This window comes from Pseudomonas sp. HLG18 (genome assembly GCF_051903985.1).
Lineage (GTDB): Bacteria > Pseudomonadota > Gammaproteobacteria > Pseudomonadales > Pseudomonadaceae > Aquipseudomonas > Aquipseudomonas fluorescens_BT.
In genome coordinates this window covers 4,521,786-4,536,476 of the sequence record NZ_CP195831.1, presented here as the reverse complement: position 1 = coordinate 4,536,476, position 14,691 = coordinate 4,521,786, and the positions used below count along the sequence as shown (strand labels likewise).

The following is a 14,691-nucleotide window of genomic DNA, read 5'->3' as shown; positions in this document are numbered from 1 at the left end:
GCCGGATCACTCAGTCGATGCTGGCAAGCAGCCGCGATGGCAGCTGTTGTTTACCCCCCAGAACCCTTTCGCGATCGACAACCGCGAAAGTCACTCCCGATGACCCGTGCGCCGGTGTACCGGCTCTCCCCTGTTTTGGATGGCCTGGGCTTAAGGATAGTTGGGAATTCGGGAGGTAAAGGCGAGATACGTAATAATGTGTGGCAGACCGTTCGTCTGCCACCGCGCGAGCCCACGGAAGCCGGGGCCTCGCACGCTACAAAAAAATTATTCAGAGGTGCCTTGCGCGGTTTCCGAAGGAAAAGTCGTACGCCACAGTTCGAAGCCGCCGTCCATGCTGTAGACGTCGGAGAAGCCCTGACTGACGAGATAAGCCGCGGCGCCCTGACTCGAGTTGCCGTGGTAGCAGACCACGACAGTCGGTGCGTCGAGGTCGGCCCCCTGGATGAAGGCATGCAGGGAATGATTGTCCAGATGCTTCGAGCCGCTGATGTGCAGCGCAGCAAATGTGGCTGGATCGCGGACGTCGACCACTACGGCACCTTGCTCGCGCAGGGCCTGGGCCTGTTCCGGGGGGATTCGTTTGAATTCGCTCATGGCGGGTTCCTGTGGCACGGCTGAAAGCACAGTCTAACGCGGGGCGCTGACTGGTGAAGTTTCGGTGATCGGTGGTGCGACGGTAGGCAGGGCGCCGCCGTGTTCGTCGCATTTGCACGACAGCCGTTCAAAGCTGTCCACGTTCATCAGGGTCAGGCTGCCGCCCCACACGCAACCGGTGTCGAGGGCTGAAATGCCTGGCTCGTGGACGTCGCCCTCAAGCGCCGCCCAGTGGCCGAAAATGATCCGCAGGCCGCGGGTCTTGCGTTCCTTGTGCTGGAACCACGGCTTGTAGCCCGGTGGCGCGGTGTCCAGACCTTCCTTGCTCTTGAGGTCGAGCTTACCTTCGGCGGTGCAGAAGCGCATGCGCGTGAAGTAGTTGGTGATGACCCGCAGGCGGGCCACGCCTTTGAGTTCGCTGTCCCACTTCGCCGGTTCGTTGCCGTACATGCCATCCAGGAAGAGGGGCAGCAGGTTATCGTCACGCAATGCGGTCTCGACTTCTTCAGCGTATTTGAGCGCTTTGCGCAGCGACCATTGTGGTGGGATGCCCGCATGCACCATGGCCACCTCGCGCTGTTCGTCGTAATGCATGAGTTTCTGCTGGCGCAGCCACTCCATCAGATCGGCGCAGTCCGGTGCTTCAAGGATTTCACGCAGCGTGTCGGACTTCTTCATGCGCTCGATGTTCTTCTCCGCCGCCAGCAGGTGCAGGTCGTGGTTGCCGAGCACGCAGACCAGCGAATCGCGCATGCCATACAGAAAGCGCAGGGTTTCCAGCGATTGCGGGCCGCGGTTGACCAGATCGCCCACCAGCCACAGCCGATCCACCGCCGGGTCGAACGCGACCTGCCTGAGCAGGCACTTGAGCGGTTCCAGGCAGCCCTGCAGGTCGCCGACGGCATACGTCGCCATCAGTGCAGGGCTCCGGGCACGGCGAGGCGGAAGGGTTTGATGATCGCATCGAAATGCTTGCCGTCACTGGCGACCATTTCATAGCTGCCCTGCATGGTGCCGACCTTGGTGGTCATGACCGTACCGCTGCTGTAAGTGTGGCTTTTTCCCGCATCGATGAGCGGTTGCTGGCCTACCACACCGGCGCCGCGCACTTCTTCGACATGCCCGTCGCCATCAGTGATTACCCAATGCCGGGACATCAGTCGGGCCGGTTGTTCGCCATTGTTCTGCACGGTGATGGTGTAGGCGAAGGCGAAGCGGTCGTGCTCGGGTTGCGATTGGTCTGCCAGATAGTGAGTAACGACGCTGACATCGACCTGATAACGAGGATCGGACATGCAAGAGGCCTTAAGGACTAAGCGAGACGCGGGGTGTCGCCGGTGGGTTGAGTCTAGGCAAGTATCGGGCAGGAGACCAGAGCGGCGTCCTGCCCGGGAGCGGTCCTTGCCTGTCAGTCGGCTGCCGGTGCCGGTGCCGGCTGATCGGCGAGCTGGTCGGCCAAACGCACGAAGGCAGCCAGATCGAGTTGCTCGGGACGCAGGCTGCCATCGACACCGGCGGCCTCGATTTCGGCGTTGCTCAGCAATTGCTTGAGGGTGTTGCGCAGGGTCTTGCGGCGCTGGTTGAAGGCTTCGCGCACGACGCGCTCCAGCAGGCGGTGATCCTTGGCCGGGTGTGGCAAGACCGCGTGCGGCACCAGGCGCACGATGGCGGAGTCGACCTTCGGCGGAGGATTGAATGCGCCAGGGCCAACGTTGAACAGGTGTTCGACCCGGCAGTGATACTGAACCATGATCGACAGGCGGCCCCAGTCGCCGCCACCCGGGCCTGCGGCCAGACGCTCGACCACTTCCTTCTGCAGCATGAAGTGCATGTCACGAATGATCGCGGCATTGCTCAGCAGGTGGAAAATCAGCGGCGTGGAGATGTTGTACGGCAGGTTACCGACCACGCGCAGGCTGTTCGGCGCAGCATTCAGGGTATTGAAGTCGAACTTCAGTGCGTCGCCCTGATGCAGGTTGAAGTTACTCTTGCCGGCAAACTGCTGGTTGAGGATCGGGATCAGGTCCTTGTCCAGTTCAACTACGTCCAGCTGTGCGCCGGAGTTGAGGATGCCGGCGGTCAGTGCACCCTGGCCCGGCCCGATTTCAAGCATGCGGTCGCCGGCCTTGGCACTGATGGAGCGCAGGATGCGGTCGATGACGCCGGCATCGTGCAGGAAGTTCTGGCCAAAGCGTTTGCGCGCCTTGTGTTGGTATTGCTCGGTCATAAACGGGTCTCGGCCATCTGGTAGGCGGTTTCCAGGGCGACCTGCAGGCTGCCGGTGTCGATCTTGCCGCTGCCGGCCAGATCCAGGGCGGTGCCGTGGTCGACCGAAGTGCGGATGATCGGCAGGCCCAGGGTCACATTGACTGCGGCGCCGAAGCCTTTGTATTTCAGCACGGGCAGGCCCTGATCGTGGTACATCGCCAGCACCGCGTCGCAGTGCTCCAGATATTTGGGGGTAAACAGAGTGTCGGCAGGCAGCGGGCCACGAAGGTCCATGCCCTCGCCGCGCAGGCGCTCCAGGGTGGGTTCGATGATGTCGATTTCTTCATGGCCCAGGTGTCCGCCTTCACCGGCGTGCGGGTTAAGCCCGCAGACCAGGATACGCGGTTGGGCGATGCCGAATTTGTCTTGCAGGTCGGCGTGCAGAATCCGCGTGACCCGTTCCAGTCGCTCCGGCGTGATCGCATCGGCGATGTCGCGCAAGGGCAGGTGAGTGGTGACCAGCGCCACACGCAAACCGCGGGTGGCAAGCATCATCACCACTTGGGCGGTGTGGGTCAGGTCGGCGAGGAATTCCGTGTGGCCGGAAAAGGCGATACCGGACTCGTTGATCACGCCCTTGTGTACTGGCGCTGTGATCATCCCGGCGAAGTCGCCGTTCAGGCAGCCATTGCCGGCGCGGGTCAGGGTTTCAAGAACGAATGCGGCGTTGGCCTTGTCCAGTTGCCCGGCGACCACAGGGGCGCTGAGCGGAGTATCCCAGACATAAAGGCTGTTGGCTGGCGCCGGAGCATCCGGCCAGTGACCGGGCGAAACGGGCAGCAGACTGACGGCCAGCCCCAACTGCGCGGCCCGCTCTTGGAGCAGGTCGCGGCTGGTGATGGCAATCAGGGGATGTGGCTGGGCTTGCGAGGCGAGCAGCAGGCACAGGTCGGGACCGATGCCGGCTGGCTCACCGGGAGTCAGCGCGAAACGCTTGGGTTTCACTGCGCTGCCTGGTCTGCACCAGGGAGTTTGATTTCTACGTACGCTTCGTCACGGATCTGACGCAGCCAGGTCTGCAGCTCTTCGTCGTATTTGCGGTTACGCAGTACGGTCATAGCTTGCTGCTCGCGGGCCTGTTCGGTGCTGTCGGTGGCGCGACGGCCAAGGACTTCCAGAACGTGCCAGCCATACTGGGTCTGGAACGGCTTGGACAGCTGACCCTGTGGGGACTTGGCCATCACGGCGCGGAATTCCGGTACCAGTGCGTTCGGGTCGATCCAGTTCAGGTCGCCACCATTGAGGGCGGAACCCGGGTCTTCCGAGTATTTTTTCGCCAGTTCGGCGAAATCTTCACCGGCTTCGATGCGGTTATACAGCGACTGGGCCAGTTCCTTGGTCTTGGCTTCGTCGCGGACCGGACTTGGCTTGACCAGAATGTGGCGCACATGCACTTCGTCGCGCATCTGGCTTTCGCCACCGCGTTTTTCCAGCAGCTTCAGGATGATGAAACCACCCGGAGTACGTGCCGGTTGAGTGATGTCGCCCGGCGACATGCTGCTCAGCTCGCGGTCGAACGGTGGTGGCAGTTGAGCGGCTTTACGCCAGCCCATGTCGCCGCCTTCGAGGGCGTTGTCGCTACCGGACCTGGCAACGGCCAGTTGACCGAAGTCAGCGCCTTGCTTGAGTTGCTGGTAAACCTCCATCGCCTGGCGTGCAGCGCTCTGAATCGCTTCGGAGCTGGCGCTTTCCGGGGTAGGAATCAGGATGTTGGCCAGGTGCAGTTCTTCGGACAGTTGCATCTTGCCAAGGTCGGAGGCGAGGAAGTTCTTCACTTCCTGCTCCGATACCTGAATGCGTTCTGCAACACGACGCTGACGCACACGGCTGATGATCATTTCCTTGCGGATCTGCTCACGGGCGCCGTCGTAACTCAGGCCATCTCGGGCCAGGGCCGCGCGGAACTGGTCGACAGTCATGTTGTTGCGCTGGGCGATGGTGCCGACAGCCTGGTTCAGTTCTTCATCGGTGATGCGGATGCCGGAGCGTTCGCCGATCTGCAGTTGCAGGTTTTCGACGATCAGGCGCTCGAGCACCTGTTGATCCAGCACGCCCGGAGGCGGCAAGCCGCCGCCACGCTTGGCGATGGTTTGCTGAACTTCGTGGACACGTTGATCCAGCTGGCTCTGCATGACCACGTCGTTGTCGACGATGGCCACCACTTTGTCGATGGGCTGTACCGCGGCGTTGGCCGCGGTACCCAGGAACAGCGCGCCCAGCATCAGCGGGCGCAGACAATCAGAAAGCTTGGTCTTCACGTTGACGATAACCTTGGATGCCTTTGTCGAGGAAGCTCTCAGTCTTGGCGCCAGTGAGGCCGCCGAGTCCCTTCAGAACAATTTGGAGGAAGACGCCGTGGTCGCCTTTTTCGTTTTCCGGGGCCTGCTGACTGAACTCGTCGTAGGACACCCAGTAACGGTTGATCAGGCGCAGTTTCCAGCAGCAGTTGTCGTATTCGAAACCACCGAAGGCTTCCAGCGTACGATTGCGGTTGTAGTCATACTGCCAGCGGCTGATGGCGCTCCACTGTGGAACGATCGGCCAGATGACCGAGAAGTCATGCTGCTCGATCTTGTAGTAGTCCTTCACGTAATTGGCGTCGCCCGGACGACCGTAGTCGCCACCACCCACTGTCCATTTACCGGTGTTCTGGTCGTAACGGACCTGGTCGTTGCGATAGCGATAGCCGACGTTGACCACCTTGTTCGGGTTGTCTTCAGGCTGGTAGTGGAACATCGCACTGCCCGAACGCGGGCTGTGGCTGTCCGGATCCCAGTTGTAGTCGGCCGTGGTGCGCCAGTCGCGGTTCCAGCGATATTCGTATTCCAGTGCGTAAGGCGAAACGTTGGAGCGTGCGTCGTCGCGATCGGCGAAGTCGACGCCCGGCAGTTGAACCTTGCGATCCTTGAAGTACAGGGCCTGGCCGACGCTGATGCGTTGACGTTCGAAACCGTCGTCTTCGATCCAGCGGCTGGTCACGCCCAGCGACAGCTTGTTCTCGTCACCGACACGGTCGGCACCGGAGAAGCGGTTGTCGCGGAACAGCGACGCGTAGCTGAAGGTGTATTCGCTGGTGTCGAACGCCGGGATGTCTTTCTGGTCTTTCTCCGGAACATAGAGATAGAACAGACGAGGCTCGAGGGTCTGACGGTAGTTCTTGCCGAAGTAGGACGTGTTGCGGTCGAAGTACAGACCGCTATCGATACTGGCAATCGGAACACCACGGTTCTGCGAGCTGTTGAACGACTCGCCCAGCTTGGATGCATTGTTGCGGTTGGTCACCAGGTCGTTTTTGCCTTGGCCGTCGAGGTCAAGGTCATACTGGGTGTACTGGTACTTCAGCGATGGCTTGATGAAGCCATACGTCCAGTTCATCGGCAGGCTGACGCCCGGTTTCAGATTCAGACGCGTGCCGTTGGCGCGATCCAGGCCTGCTACGTTGGTATCGAGACGAGGCGTACCGACGGTGCCGTCAGCATTGAATGGGCCGCCGTCCTTATCCGTATAGTTGCCAGTCAGCAGATCCCGATCAAAGCGAACCAGCTCCGTCTCGTAATCGAAATTCAATCCTTCCGGATGGAACGGCAGCTGACCATTGAAGGTGATCTGCGGCAGGCGGTCATACGGGGTGATGCTCGACACGGTCGCCAGCTGGTAGGCCTGGGCATTCAGACGGGCCGTGTAGCTGTCGCCACGATAAGAGATCGAACCCTGCTGGTTCACATAGTCGGCACTCTTCACGCCGATCTGATCGGTTTCCAGATCCTGGAAATAATACGGATCGCTGATCTTGGTGTAGTCGACCTGCGTGAATACGCGCGAATCCAGGCCACCCTTGTGTTGCCAGTTGTACATGTATCGGGTTTGCTTGGAGTCGGTCTGCAGGTCGCGGTCGTGGTCCTCGTCGTTGAGGAACGCAGCACCGAACTGACCTTCGCTGGACTTGGTCAGGTAACGGAATTCGCCTTCCACCAGCATGCCGCGCTTGCTCATGTAGCGCGGGTACAACGTGGCATCGTAGTTCGGCGCCAGGTTGAAGTAGTACGGGGTCACCAGCATGAAGCCGGTGTCGGTGCTGGTGCCGATGGTCGGCGGCAGGAAGCCCGACTGACGACGGTCGTCGATCGGGAAGTAGATGTACGGGGTGTAAAGGATCGGAATGTCCTTGACCCGCAGCGTCACGTTGGTCGCGGTGCCGAAGCCGGTGGCAGGGTTCAGGGTGATGTTATTGCCCTTGAGCTGCCAGGCGTTGCTGTTCGGTTCGCACGTGGTGTACGTGCCGTCCTTCAGGCGGATGATCGCGTTTTCGGCGCGCTTGGCGTACAGCGCGTTACCGCGGATGCGCGACTTGTGCATCACGTATTCGGCGTTGTCGACTTTCGCTTCACCGGTGTCGAGCTGCACATCGGCGTGGTCGCCGACGATCAGCGCGCCGTTGTCACGGATGCGCACGTCGCCCTTGAGTTCGGCGCGGCTCTCGGCCTGGTAGAGGCTCGCTTCCTGGGATTCGACCTGCATGCTGCCCTGGCGCAGAACCACGTCACCGGCCAGTGTGCCGACCTGATCTTCGGTGTTGTAGCGCGAGGCTTTCGCGCCGATGAAGGTCGGGGCGTCACTTTTATTCGTCTTGTCATTCATGCCAGGACGAATCGGTTCGATATAGGAACCAGAGCAGTAAGGACCGGTCTCGGCCAGTTGGGCGGCGGTGAGCTTCTCGCGCGGAACCCAGTCGAGGTGACTGTAGTCTTCGCTACGGGATTTCAGGCCACGGCCCTTGGACTCGGTGACGAGCACGGGTTTTGGCCCGGCGTCCGAAACCGTACCGTTCTCGGCCGGGGCTTCGCCAGCGGCGCTGACGGCACTGCCATCATGCACCGGACGCGGCGGCAATGCCGCTGCCGGCGTCTTCGGCGAACAGGCCCAGCCGCCCGTAGCCGAGACGGCGCAGTCATACTGCTCGGCGGCGACAACGAATGAACTGGCCAGAGGTTGCATAGCCAGCAGACTGCCGGTTACCAACAACGGAAATTTTTTACGAAACGCGGGGGATTTCAATGCCATCTTATTAGTCCGGGCTTCCTGCGTGCCATCTGCCCGCGGTGTGGGCCGCACGCCTCTCGATGGTCTGAAAAAGATGCTGGATAATAAAGCATGACCCGCTTGACGGCTAGCGCCGTCGGAGACCCTTGCAATGCCTGACCAAGATGTACGCTTGCAACACCTGAAAGTTTGGCTCGATGAGCAGTTGGCAATCCTTTTCGCTGACCAGGGCTGGGGGGCCGTACCCCCGGCCACGTTGACTGCGGCCAGCAGCGACGCGAGTTTTCGCCGTTACTTCCGCTGGGAAGGCGCGGGTCGCAGTTTCGTCGTGATGGACGCACCGCCACCCCAGGAAAACTGCAAACCCTTCGTGGATATCGCCTTTTTGCTGGCGAAATCCGGTATCAACGTGCCGAAAATTTATGCGCAAGACCTCGATCGCGGATTTCTTTTGCTCAATGACCTGGGCAACAAGACCTATCTCGACGTGATCAATGGCGAAAATGCCGAACTGTTGTTCAGCGACGCCTTGCAGGCTCTGTTGGCATTTCAGCAGTTGCCGATGGTGGCACCGCTACCGAGTTACGACGTCGCGCTGCTGCGTCGCGAGCTGGAACTGTTCCCCGAGTGGTACGTGAAGCGTGAGCTGGGCATCGAGTTCGATGCCGCCCAACAGCAGCAATGGCAACAGGTCAGCGATCTGCTGATCAATAGCGCTCTGGCCCAGCCCAAGGTGCTGGTGCACCGTGACTACATGCCGCGCAACCTGATGCTCAGCGAGCCGAACCCCGGCGTGCTGGACTTCCAGGACGCGGTATATGGTCCGGTGACCTACGACGTGACCTGCCTGTTCAAGGACGCGTTCCTCAGCTGGCCTGAAGAACGTGTACGCGGCTGGCTCGAAAGCTACTGGCGGCAGGCGACGGCGCTGAACATTCCGGTACAGCCGGACTTCGAAGACTTCCTGCGCGCCAGCGACCTGATGGGTGTGCAACGCCATTTGAAGGTCATCGGCATTTTCGCCCGCATCTGTCACCGCGATGGCAAACCCCGCTACCTCGCTGACGTGCCACGCTTCTTCTCCTATATAGATGCGGTGATCGCACGCCGTCCCGAGCTTGCAGAACTGCAGGCGCTGCTGGGCAGCCTGCGTGCCGGAGTGACTGCATGAAGGCAATGATTCTGGCGGCAGGCAAAGGCGAGCGCATGCGCCCGCTGACCCTGACCACCCCCAAGCCGCTGGTGCGCGCCGCTGGCGTGCCCTTGATCGAATACCACCTGCGGGCCCTCGCGGCGGCAGGTTTCAGCGAAATCGTGATCAACCATGCCTGGCTCGGCCAACAGATCGAAGATTACCTGGGTGACGGCTCGCAGTTCGGCCTGAGCATCCGCTACTCGCCCGAAGGCGAGCCGCTGGAAACCGGTGGCGGTATCTTCCGCGCCTTGCCGCTGCTTGGTGACGAGGCGTTCCTGGTGGTCAACGGTGACATCTGGACCGATTACGACTTCAGCATGCTGAACCAGGCGATCACCGGACTGGCGCATCTGGTGCTGGCGGACAATCCGGCGCATCACCCGACAGGCGATTTCACCCTGACCGACGGCCAGGTGCGTGATGGCCAGGCCGATGCGGCGACCCTGACCTACAGTGGCATTGCCGTACTGCATCCGCAGTTGTTCGACGGCTGCACCGACGGTGCCTTCAAGCTGGCGCCGCTGCTGCGTAAAGCCATGGCGCAGGGGCAGGTCACCGGCGAGCGGCTGAAAGGTCACTGGGTCGATGTCGGCACGCACGAGCGGCTGGCTGAAGCCGAATCCTTGATAGAAGCGAGTCGCTGATATGTTGTGGCCAGGGACTCTGATTGGAGCCGGAGCGGGTTTTGCTATCGCCAGCATTCCGGGGGCCATGCTTGGGGCTTTGTTGGGGCAGGCGCTGGATCGGCGCCTGCATCTGCAGAGCTGGGGGCATTTGCGGGAAAGACTCGGCGGTCGGCCGGTGCTGCGCAACGACGAACTCTTGTTCGTCCTGCTCGGGCGTCTGGCCAAGAGCGACGGGCGGGTCACCGATGGTCATATCCAGCAGGCGCGTCAGGAGATGCGCGCGCTGGACATGAGCGAGCCGGCACAGCGCCGTGCGATTGCTGCGTTCAATCGCGGCAAGTCCGGTGGGGATCGCCTGCGCGGTTATCTGCGTCGCCTGAGCACTCAGCCTCACGCCGCCGAAGGGGTGTTGCGAGCCTGTTGGCGGATGGTCTGGGCCGATGGCCGGGCCGGTAGCAGTGAGCGCGAACTGCTGGCGCAGTGGGGCAAGTGGCTGGGCTGGACGACTCACCAGATCCAGGCGCTGGCAGCGGATTACGAACCGCACAAGCGTCCGATCGTCAGTGCGGCCGTGAGCTATCAGGATGCGATGCGACTGCTCGGGGTGTCGGCAACCAGCGAACCGGCGCAGATCAAGCGTGCCTACCGCCGTCTGCTCAGTCGCCATCATCCGGACAAGATCGCCGGCACCGGGGCGACACCGGCCCAGGTGCTTGAAGCGACCGAAAAGACCCGCGAATTGCACAATGCCTACACCTTGATTCGCGAGCGGCGGGATTTCCGCTAGACGAAAAAAAAGATCGCAGCCCAGGCTGCGATCTTTTTGGGTGGTCGGTCAGTCCGGGTTTTGCGGATTCAACCAACCGCGCACTCGACGGAACAGTTGCTCCTGCTCAGCCTTGTTGTCCGGCAAGGCCTTGAGCGCCACCTGGCTGAACGCTGTGGTCTTCAGGCGCTTGCTGGCCTGCAGGCGCTCCAGTGCGGCGTTGCGATCCTGAGGCTTGTCCATATAGAAGATGTCGGCGGTCGGCAGCTTCAGCAGCGGTGTCAGTTCCGCCAGTTCCGGCGTGGCCTTGGGCGGCATCTGCGCGGCGACCATCAGCAGTTTTTCCACTTGTGCGGTCTGTTTTTCGTTCAGGAAACGGGCCGCCCAATAGGCGCCGGTGCCGTGCCCGAGCACAACGATGCTGCGCGCGCCCTGTTGTTCGGCGTAGCCGATCGCGGCGTCGATGCGGGCGAAGATTCGCTCGGCGTCGGCCTTGGACTGTTCTTCGGCGGTCTCGGCGACGACTTTGTCGGCGACCTCCGCTTCACCGCCGGCAGCCTGTTCGATAGGTTGGGCGGTGGTGGCGTCCTTGCTGCCGGAGTCGGCGGTTTTCGCCGCAGCTGGCGCCTCGATCACGCGGGGAGCGATGGTGTCGCTTTGCAGGTCGGGCAAGGTGATACTCAGCGTGTTCCACTGCGCATCCGGCAGCTTGCGGCGTAGCGGGCCGACCACCCGGGGCCAGTCGGCGGTTTCACCGACACTGGGGATGATGATGACCGCGCCTTTGGGCTCGGCGGTGTTGGCCGGTTTCCACAGGGCGAGGAAGGTGTCGCTGCCGGCCTGCAACTGTTGTTGTTCCTGCGCCGGGACTTTGCGTTCGAGTGCCGAGGCCTCTTCCTGACTACGCTCAAGCAGCGGCTGGCGTTCGACCGGTTTTTCTTCAGCCGGTTTTTCTGCGGAAGGGGCGGGCGCCGGATCGGCGGCTTCGACGGAAAACGCACAAGGCAGGATCAGCGACAGGCACAATGCTGGCATTGCCAGGCGAGAGACAGGGAGCATCGGTTATTCCAGGCCAGAAAGTATCCCGGCAGCCTAAAGGGTTGGTCAGAATTTGTCAGGTTATGAGATGTCAATGATGCGGTTTTGCTGCCTGTGGGTTATCGGCTGTCTGGCGTTTCCCTTGATGGGGTGGGCGGCACCTGCGCCTGCGAGTCATGTCGCGCAGTTGTCGGCGAGCGAGCGTCAATGGCTGGCGCAGCACCATGAATTGCGGGTCGGCCTGGTGTTGCAGGCGCCGTACGCGCAATACGACCGGCGCCTGCAGCGCTTGTCCGGGGTCAACGTCGAGTTGATGAAATGGCTGGCCAGGGCGCTGGACATTGAGCTCAGCTGGCGCAATTTTCCAGACCTGGAGCAGCTTGAAGCCGCCGCACGTGATGGTGAGATCGATCTCGCCCCGGGTCTGACCCAGACGCCGGGTGCGCTGCGCCTTTGGCAGTTCTCCGATCCCTACATGCGCGTGCCGCAACTGGTGGTCAGCGACCAGAAGGCCAGCGGTTCGGTGGAGCTGGAAAAACTCGACACTCAGGTCCGGGTTGCGGTACGCATGCCCAGCGTCACGGCCGATTATTTGCGCGGCAACTATCCCCATCTGAATCTGCAAGGCGTGCCGCTGGAGCGTCAGGCGTTGCAGTTGTTGTTGAGTCAGCAGGCGTCTTACGCCGTGGTGGATGAAGCGCAACTGGGGCGTCTGTCGACAGAGCCGGAGTTTGCCGGGCTGGTGGTGGTCGGCGACATCGGTCTGCCGCAACTGCTGCGGGTCGCCACCCGTCGTGACTGGCCCGAGCTGGCCGGGATCGTCGAAAGTGCCTTGCGGGCGATCCCGGCGAAAGATCTGGAACGCCTGCACACCCAATGGCTGCAACCCAAATACCCACGGTTCTCGGAATCGCCCGGGTTCTGGCAGAACCTGACCCTGCTGCTGGCCTTGTTGCTGCTCAGTTGCGCGGCGATCATCGTCTGGCAGCGGCGTCAGCAACACAGCCTCGAGTTACGCCTGCTGGCCGCCCGGGAAGACATCGCCCTGCGCGCCGCCAGTGAAGAGGCCCTGCGCCTGACCCAGTTTTCCATCGACCAGAGCACCGTCGGCATTCTCTGGGTCAACTGGGACAGCCACGTGCGCTACGCCAACCGCGCGGCGGAACACATGCTCGGTTATCCACAGGGCGCGCTGATCGAGCGACCGCTGATCGACTTCGAACCCGGTCTGCACATGGATCGCTGGCTCAACCTGTGGAAACGCGCCCGGGCCAGCGAAGAAGGACCCCTCAGCTTTGAAACCAGCTGTGTGCGAGCCGATGGCAGCGTGTTGCCGGCGGATGTGTCGCTGAGTTTCCTGCGCTTTCGCGACAGCGAGTATCTGGTGGTCTACCTCACCGACGTGACCGAACGCCGACGTGCCCTGGCCGCGTTGCAGGAAAGCGAGGCGCGCCTGCAAGGCATCGCCGCCAACGTGCCGGGGCTGGTGTTCCGCCTGGAGCGGGCGCCGGTGACCGGGCAGATCGACTTTGCCTACATCAGCGAGGGCAGCGAGAGTCTGGTCGGCTACGCGCCGGCCGCCATCGCCCATCGCGACATGGGCCTGCGCAGTCTGGTGCATCCGGATGACCGGGCCGCTTATCACCAGACCCAGGATCAGGCGCTGGACACCGACAGCGACTGGTCGTGGCAGGGGAGGATCCTTACGCGACAGGGCGAACAGCGCTGGGCCGAGATCAAGGCCATCACCCGGCAACTGGAGGACGGCACCTACGTCTGGGACGGCATTGTCTGGGACATCACTGAAAGCAAACGCATCGAGCTGGAGCTGGCGGCATCGCGCGAACAACTGCGCGAATTGTCGGCGCACCTCGAAAGCGTGCGGGAAGAAGAGAAGGCGCGCATCGCCCGCGAGGTCCACGATGAGCTGGGGCAGATGCTGACGGTGCTGAAGCTGGAGACATCGATGTGCGAACTGGCCTACGCGCAACTCGATCCGGGTCTGAACGAACGCCTGAACAGCATGAAGCGCCTGATCGCCCAGTTGTTCCAGTTGGTGCGCGATGTGGCGACGGCATTGCGCCCGCCGATCCTTGATGCCGGGATTGCCTCGGCCATCGAGTGGCAGGCCCGGCGATTCGAGGCGCGCACGCAGATTCCGTGTCTGGTGCAGGTGCCGGACAATCTGCCGCCGCTCAGCGATGCCAAGGCCATCGGCCTGTTCCGCATTCTGCAGGAGGCGCTGACCAACGTCATGCGCCATGCCCAGGCGCATACTGTAGAACTGACGCTGGCGCAGGAAGGCGACGAATTGTGTCTGACGGTCAGCGATGATGGCGTAGGATTTGTCGCCGCTGCCGGCAGGCCGACATCCTTTGGACTGGTGGGCATGCGCGAGCGGGTGTTGATCATGGGCGGGCAACTGTCACTCGACAGCGAGCCGGGCGAGGGCACCACGCTGAGCGTGAGGGTGCCATTGGATGAGGAGAAGTAAGTGATCCGTGTACTGGTAGCCGAAGACCACACCATCGTTCGCGAAGGCATCAAGCAATTGATCGGCCTGGCCAAGGATCTGCAAGTGGTGGGGGAGGCGAGCAACGGCGAGCAATTGCTGGAAACCCTGCGCAACGTGCCCTGCGAAGTGGTGTTGCTGGATATCTCGATGCCTGGCGTCAACGGGCTCGAAGCGATTCCTCGGATCCGCGCGCTGAACCATCCGCCGGCGATTCTGGTGCTGTCGATGCATGACGAAGCGCAGATGGCCGCCCGGGCGCTGAAGGTCGGCGCCGCCGGGTATGCGACCAAGGACAGCGATCCGGCGCTGCTGTTGACGGCAATCCGCAAGGTCGCGGCGGGCGGGCGCTACATCGATCCGGAGCTGGCCGACCGGATGGTCTTCGAAGTCGGCCTGACCGATGCGCGACCGCTGCATTCGTTGCTGTCCGAGCGCGAGTTCTCGGTGTTCGAGCGCCTGGCGCAAGGCGCCAACGTCAATGACATCGCCCAGCAACTGGCCCTGAGCAGCAAGACCATCAGCACCCACAAGGCGCGGTTGATGCAGAAACTCAACATCACTTCGCTCGCCGAGCTGGTGAAGTACGCGATGGAACACAAGCTCCTCTGAGCGACATATCCAATAGCGACAGGCACTTTTACCGGTT

13 protein-coding genes are annotated in these 14,691 nt (G+C 62.0%); 5 read left to right on the top strand and 8 right to left on the bottom strand.

Annotation, left to right across the window (positions count from 1 at the left end):
• Nucleotides 1-267: 267 nt before the first annotated feature.
• From glpE to ACSPX5_RS20915, 7 genes are all read right to left on the bottom strand, one after another.
• Nucleotides 268-597 carry a thiosulfate sulfurtransferase GlpE gene (gene glpE, locus ACSPX5_RS20945; protein ID WP_007959911.1) on the bottom strand — a complete coding sequence of 110 codons (330 nt, stop codon included), beginning with the start codon at nucleotides 595-597 and terminating at the stop codon, nucleotides 268-270.
• Between the two features lie 33 nt (nucleotides 598-630).
• Nucleotides 631-1,512, bottom strand: coding sequence for a symmetrical bis(5'-nucleosyl)-tetraphosphatase (locus ACSPX5_RS20940; RefSeq protein ID WP_439820182.1), 882 nt, complete (start codon nucleotides 1,510-1,512; stop codon nucleotides 631-633).
• Nucleotides 1,512-1,892, bottom strand: a complete 381-nt coding sequence (gene apaG, locus ACSPX5_RS20935; protein ID WP_169432162.1) for a Co2+/Mg2+ efflux protein ApaG — start codon at nucleotides 1,890-1,892, stop codon at nucleotides 1,512-1,514. Before apaG ends, ACSPX5_RS20940 begins: the two co-directional genes overlap by 1 nt.
• 113 nt (nucleotides 1,893-2,005) lie before the next feature.
• Nucleotides 2,006-2,824 carry a 16S rRNA (adenine(1518)-N(6)/adenine(1519)-N(6))-dimethyltransferase RsmA gene (rsmA, locus tag ACSPX5_RS20930; RefSeq protein WP_207863701.1) on the bottom strand — a complete coding sequence of 273 codons (819 nt, stop codon included), beginning with the start codon at nucleotides 2,822-2,824 and terminating at the stop codon, nucleotides 2,006-2,008.
• Nucleotides 2,821-3,810 (bottom strand): 4-hydroxythreonine-4-phosphate dehydrogenase PdxA, encoded by a 990-nt coding sequence (gene pdxA, locus ACSPX5_RS20925; protein ID WP_119427644.1) that lies wholly within the window; start codon nucleotides 3,808-3,810, stop codon nucleotides 2,821-2,823. Before pdxA ends, rsmA begins: the two co-directional genes overlap by 4 nt.
• Nucleotides 3,807-5,123, bottom strand: a complete 1,317-nt coding sequence (gene surA, locus ACSPX5_RS20920) for a peptidylprolyl isomerase SurA (RefSeq protein WP_169432159.1) — start codon at nucleotides 5,121-5,123, stop codon at nucleotides 3,807-3,809. Before surA ends, pdxA begins: the two co-directional genes overlap by 4 nt.
• On the bottom strand, nucleotides 5,104-7,926 hold the full coding sequence (locus tag ACSPX5_RS20915) for an LPS-assembly protein LptD (RefSeq protein ID WP_439820181.1): 2,823 nt from the start codon (nucleotides 7,924-7,926) through the stop codon (nucleotides 5,104-5,106). The genes surA and ACSPX5_RS20915 overlap by 20 nt, the downstream gene beginning before the upstream one ends.
• Nucleotides 7,927-8,056: 130 nt before the next feature.
• Here ACSPX5_RS20915 and ACSPX5_RS20910 point away from each other — a divergent pair, with 130 nt between their 5' ends.
• From ACSPX5_RS20910 to ACSPX5_RS20900, 3 genes are read left to right on the top strand one after another with little or no spacing between them, the layout of a single operon-like run.
• Nucleotides 8,057-9,076 carry an aminoglycoside phosphotransferase family protein gene (locus tag ACSPX5_RS20910; RefSeq protein WP_169432157.1) on the top strand — a complete coding sequence of 340 codons (1,020 nt, stop codon included), beginning with the start codon at nucleotides 8,057-8,059 and terminating at the stop codon, nucleotides 9,074-9,076.
• Nucleotides 9,073-9,744, top strand: a complete 672-nt coding sequence (murU, locus tag ACSPX5_RS20905; RefSeq protein ID WP_439820180.1) for an N-acetylmuramate alpha-1-phosphate uridylyltransferase MurU — start codon at nucleotides 9,073-9,075, stop codon at nucleotides 9,742-9,744. Before ACSPX5_RS20910 ends, murU begins: the two co-directional genes overlap by 4 nt.
• Nucleotide 9,745: 1 nt before the next feature.
• Nucleotides 9,746-10,513: a TerB family tellurite resistance protein gene (locus ACSPX5_RS20900; RefSeq protein ID WP_169432155.1), complete on the top strand. Its 768-nt coding sequence runs from the start codon at nucleotides 9,746-9,748 to the stop codon at nucleotides 10,511-10,513.
• A 48-nt stretch (nucleotides 10,514-10,561) separates the two neighbouring features.
• Here the strand turns inward: ACSPX5_RS20900 and ACSPX5_RS20895 are convergent, their stop codons facing one another.
• A complete protein-coding gene (locus ACSPX5_RS20895) occupies nucleotides 10,562-11,551 on the bottom strand; it encodes an alpha/beta hydrolase family protein (protein ID WP_439820179.1) in 990 nt (329 codons plus the stop codon).
• A 73-nt stretch (nucleotides 11,552-11,624) separates the two neighbouring features.
• Here ACSPX5_RS20895 and ACSPX5_RS20890 point away from each other — a divergent pair, with 73 nt between their 5' ends.
• A complete protein-coding gene (locus ACSPX5_RS20890; protein WP_169432153.1) occupies nucleotides 11,625-14,024 on the top strand; it encodes a PAS domain-containing sensor histidine kinase in 2,400 nt (799 codons plus the stop codon).
• Complete coding sequence (locus tag ACSPX5_RS20885; RefSeq protein ID WP_007959929.1) at nucleotides 14,025-14,654, top strand: response regulator; 630 nt, start codon at nucleotides 14,025-14,027, stop codon at nucleotides 14,652-14,654. It abuts the gene before it with no gap.
• Nucleotides 14,655-14,691: the final 37 nt, after the last annotated feature.

Excerpts from the sequence above, each read along its gene's own strand:
- glpE (WP_007959911.1), bottom strand. The coding sequence starts at position 597 with ATGAGCGAATTCAAACGAATCCCCCCGGAACAGGCCCAGGCCCTGCGC.
- ACSPX5_RS20940 (WP_439820182.1), bottom strand. The coding sequence starts at position 1,512 with ATGGCGACGTATGCCGTCGGCGACCTGCAGGGCTGCCTGGAACCGCTC.
- apaG (WP_169432162.1), bottom strand. The coding sequence starts at position 1,892 with ATGTCCGATCCTCGTTATCAGGTCGATGTCAGCGTCGTTACTCACTAT.
- rsmA (WP_207863701.1), bottom strand. The coding sequence starts at position 2,824 with ATGACCGAGCAATACCAACACAAGGCGCGCAAACGCTTTGGCCAGAAC.
- ACSPX5_RS20915 (WP_439820181.1), bottom strand. The coding sequence starts at position 7,926 with ATGGCATTGAAATCCCCCGCGTTTCGTAAAAAATTTCCGTTGTTGGTA.
- ACSPX5_RS20910 (WP_169432157.1), top strand. The coding sequence starts at position 8,057 with ATGCCTGACCAAGATGTACGCTTGCAACACCTGAAAGTTTGGCTCGAT.
- murU (WP_439820180.1), top strand. The coding sequence starts at position 9,073 with ATGAAGGCAATGATTCTGGCGGCAGGCAAAGGCGAGCGCATGCGCCCG.
- ACSPX5_RS20900 (WP_169432155.1), top strand. The coding sequence starts at position 9,746 with ATGTTGTGGCCAGGGACTCTGATTGGAGCCGGAGCGGGTTTTGCTATC.
- ACSPX5_RS20895 (WP_439820179.1), bottom strand. The coding sequence starts at position 11,551 with ATGCTCCCTGTCTCTCGCCTGGCAATGCCAGCATTGTGCCTGTCGCTG.
- ACSPX5_RS20890 (WP_169432153.1), top strand. The coding sequence starts at position 11,625 with ATGATGCGGTTTTGCTGCCTGTGGGTTATCGGCTGTCTGGCGTTTCCC.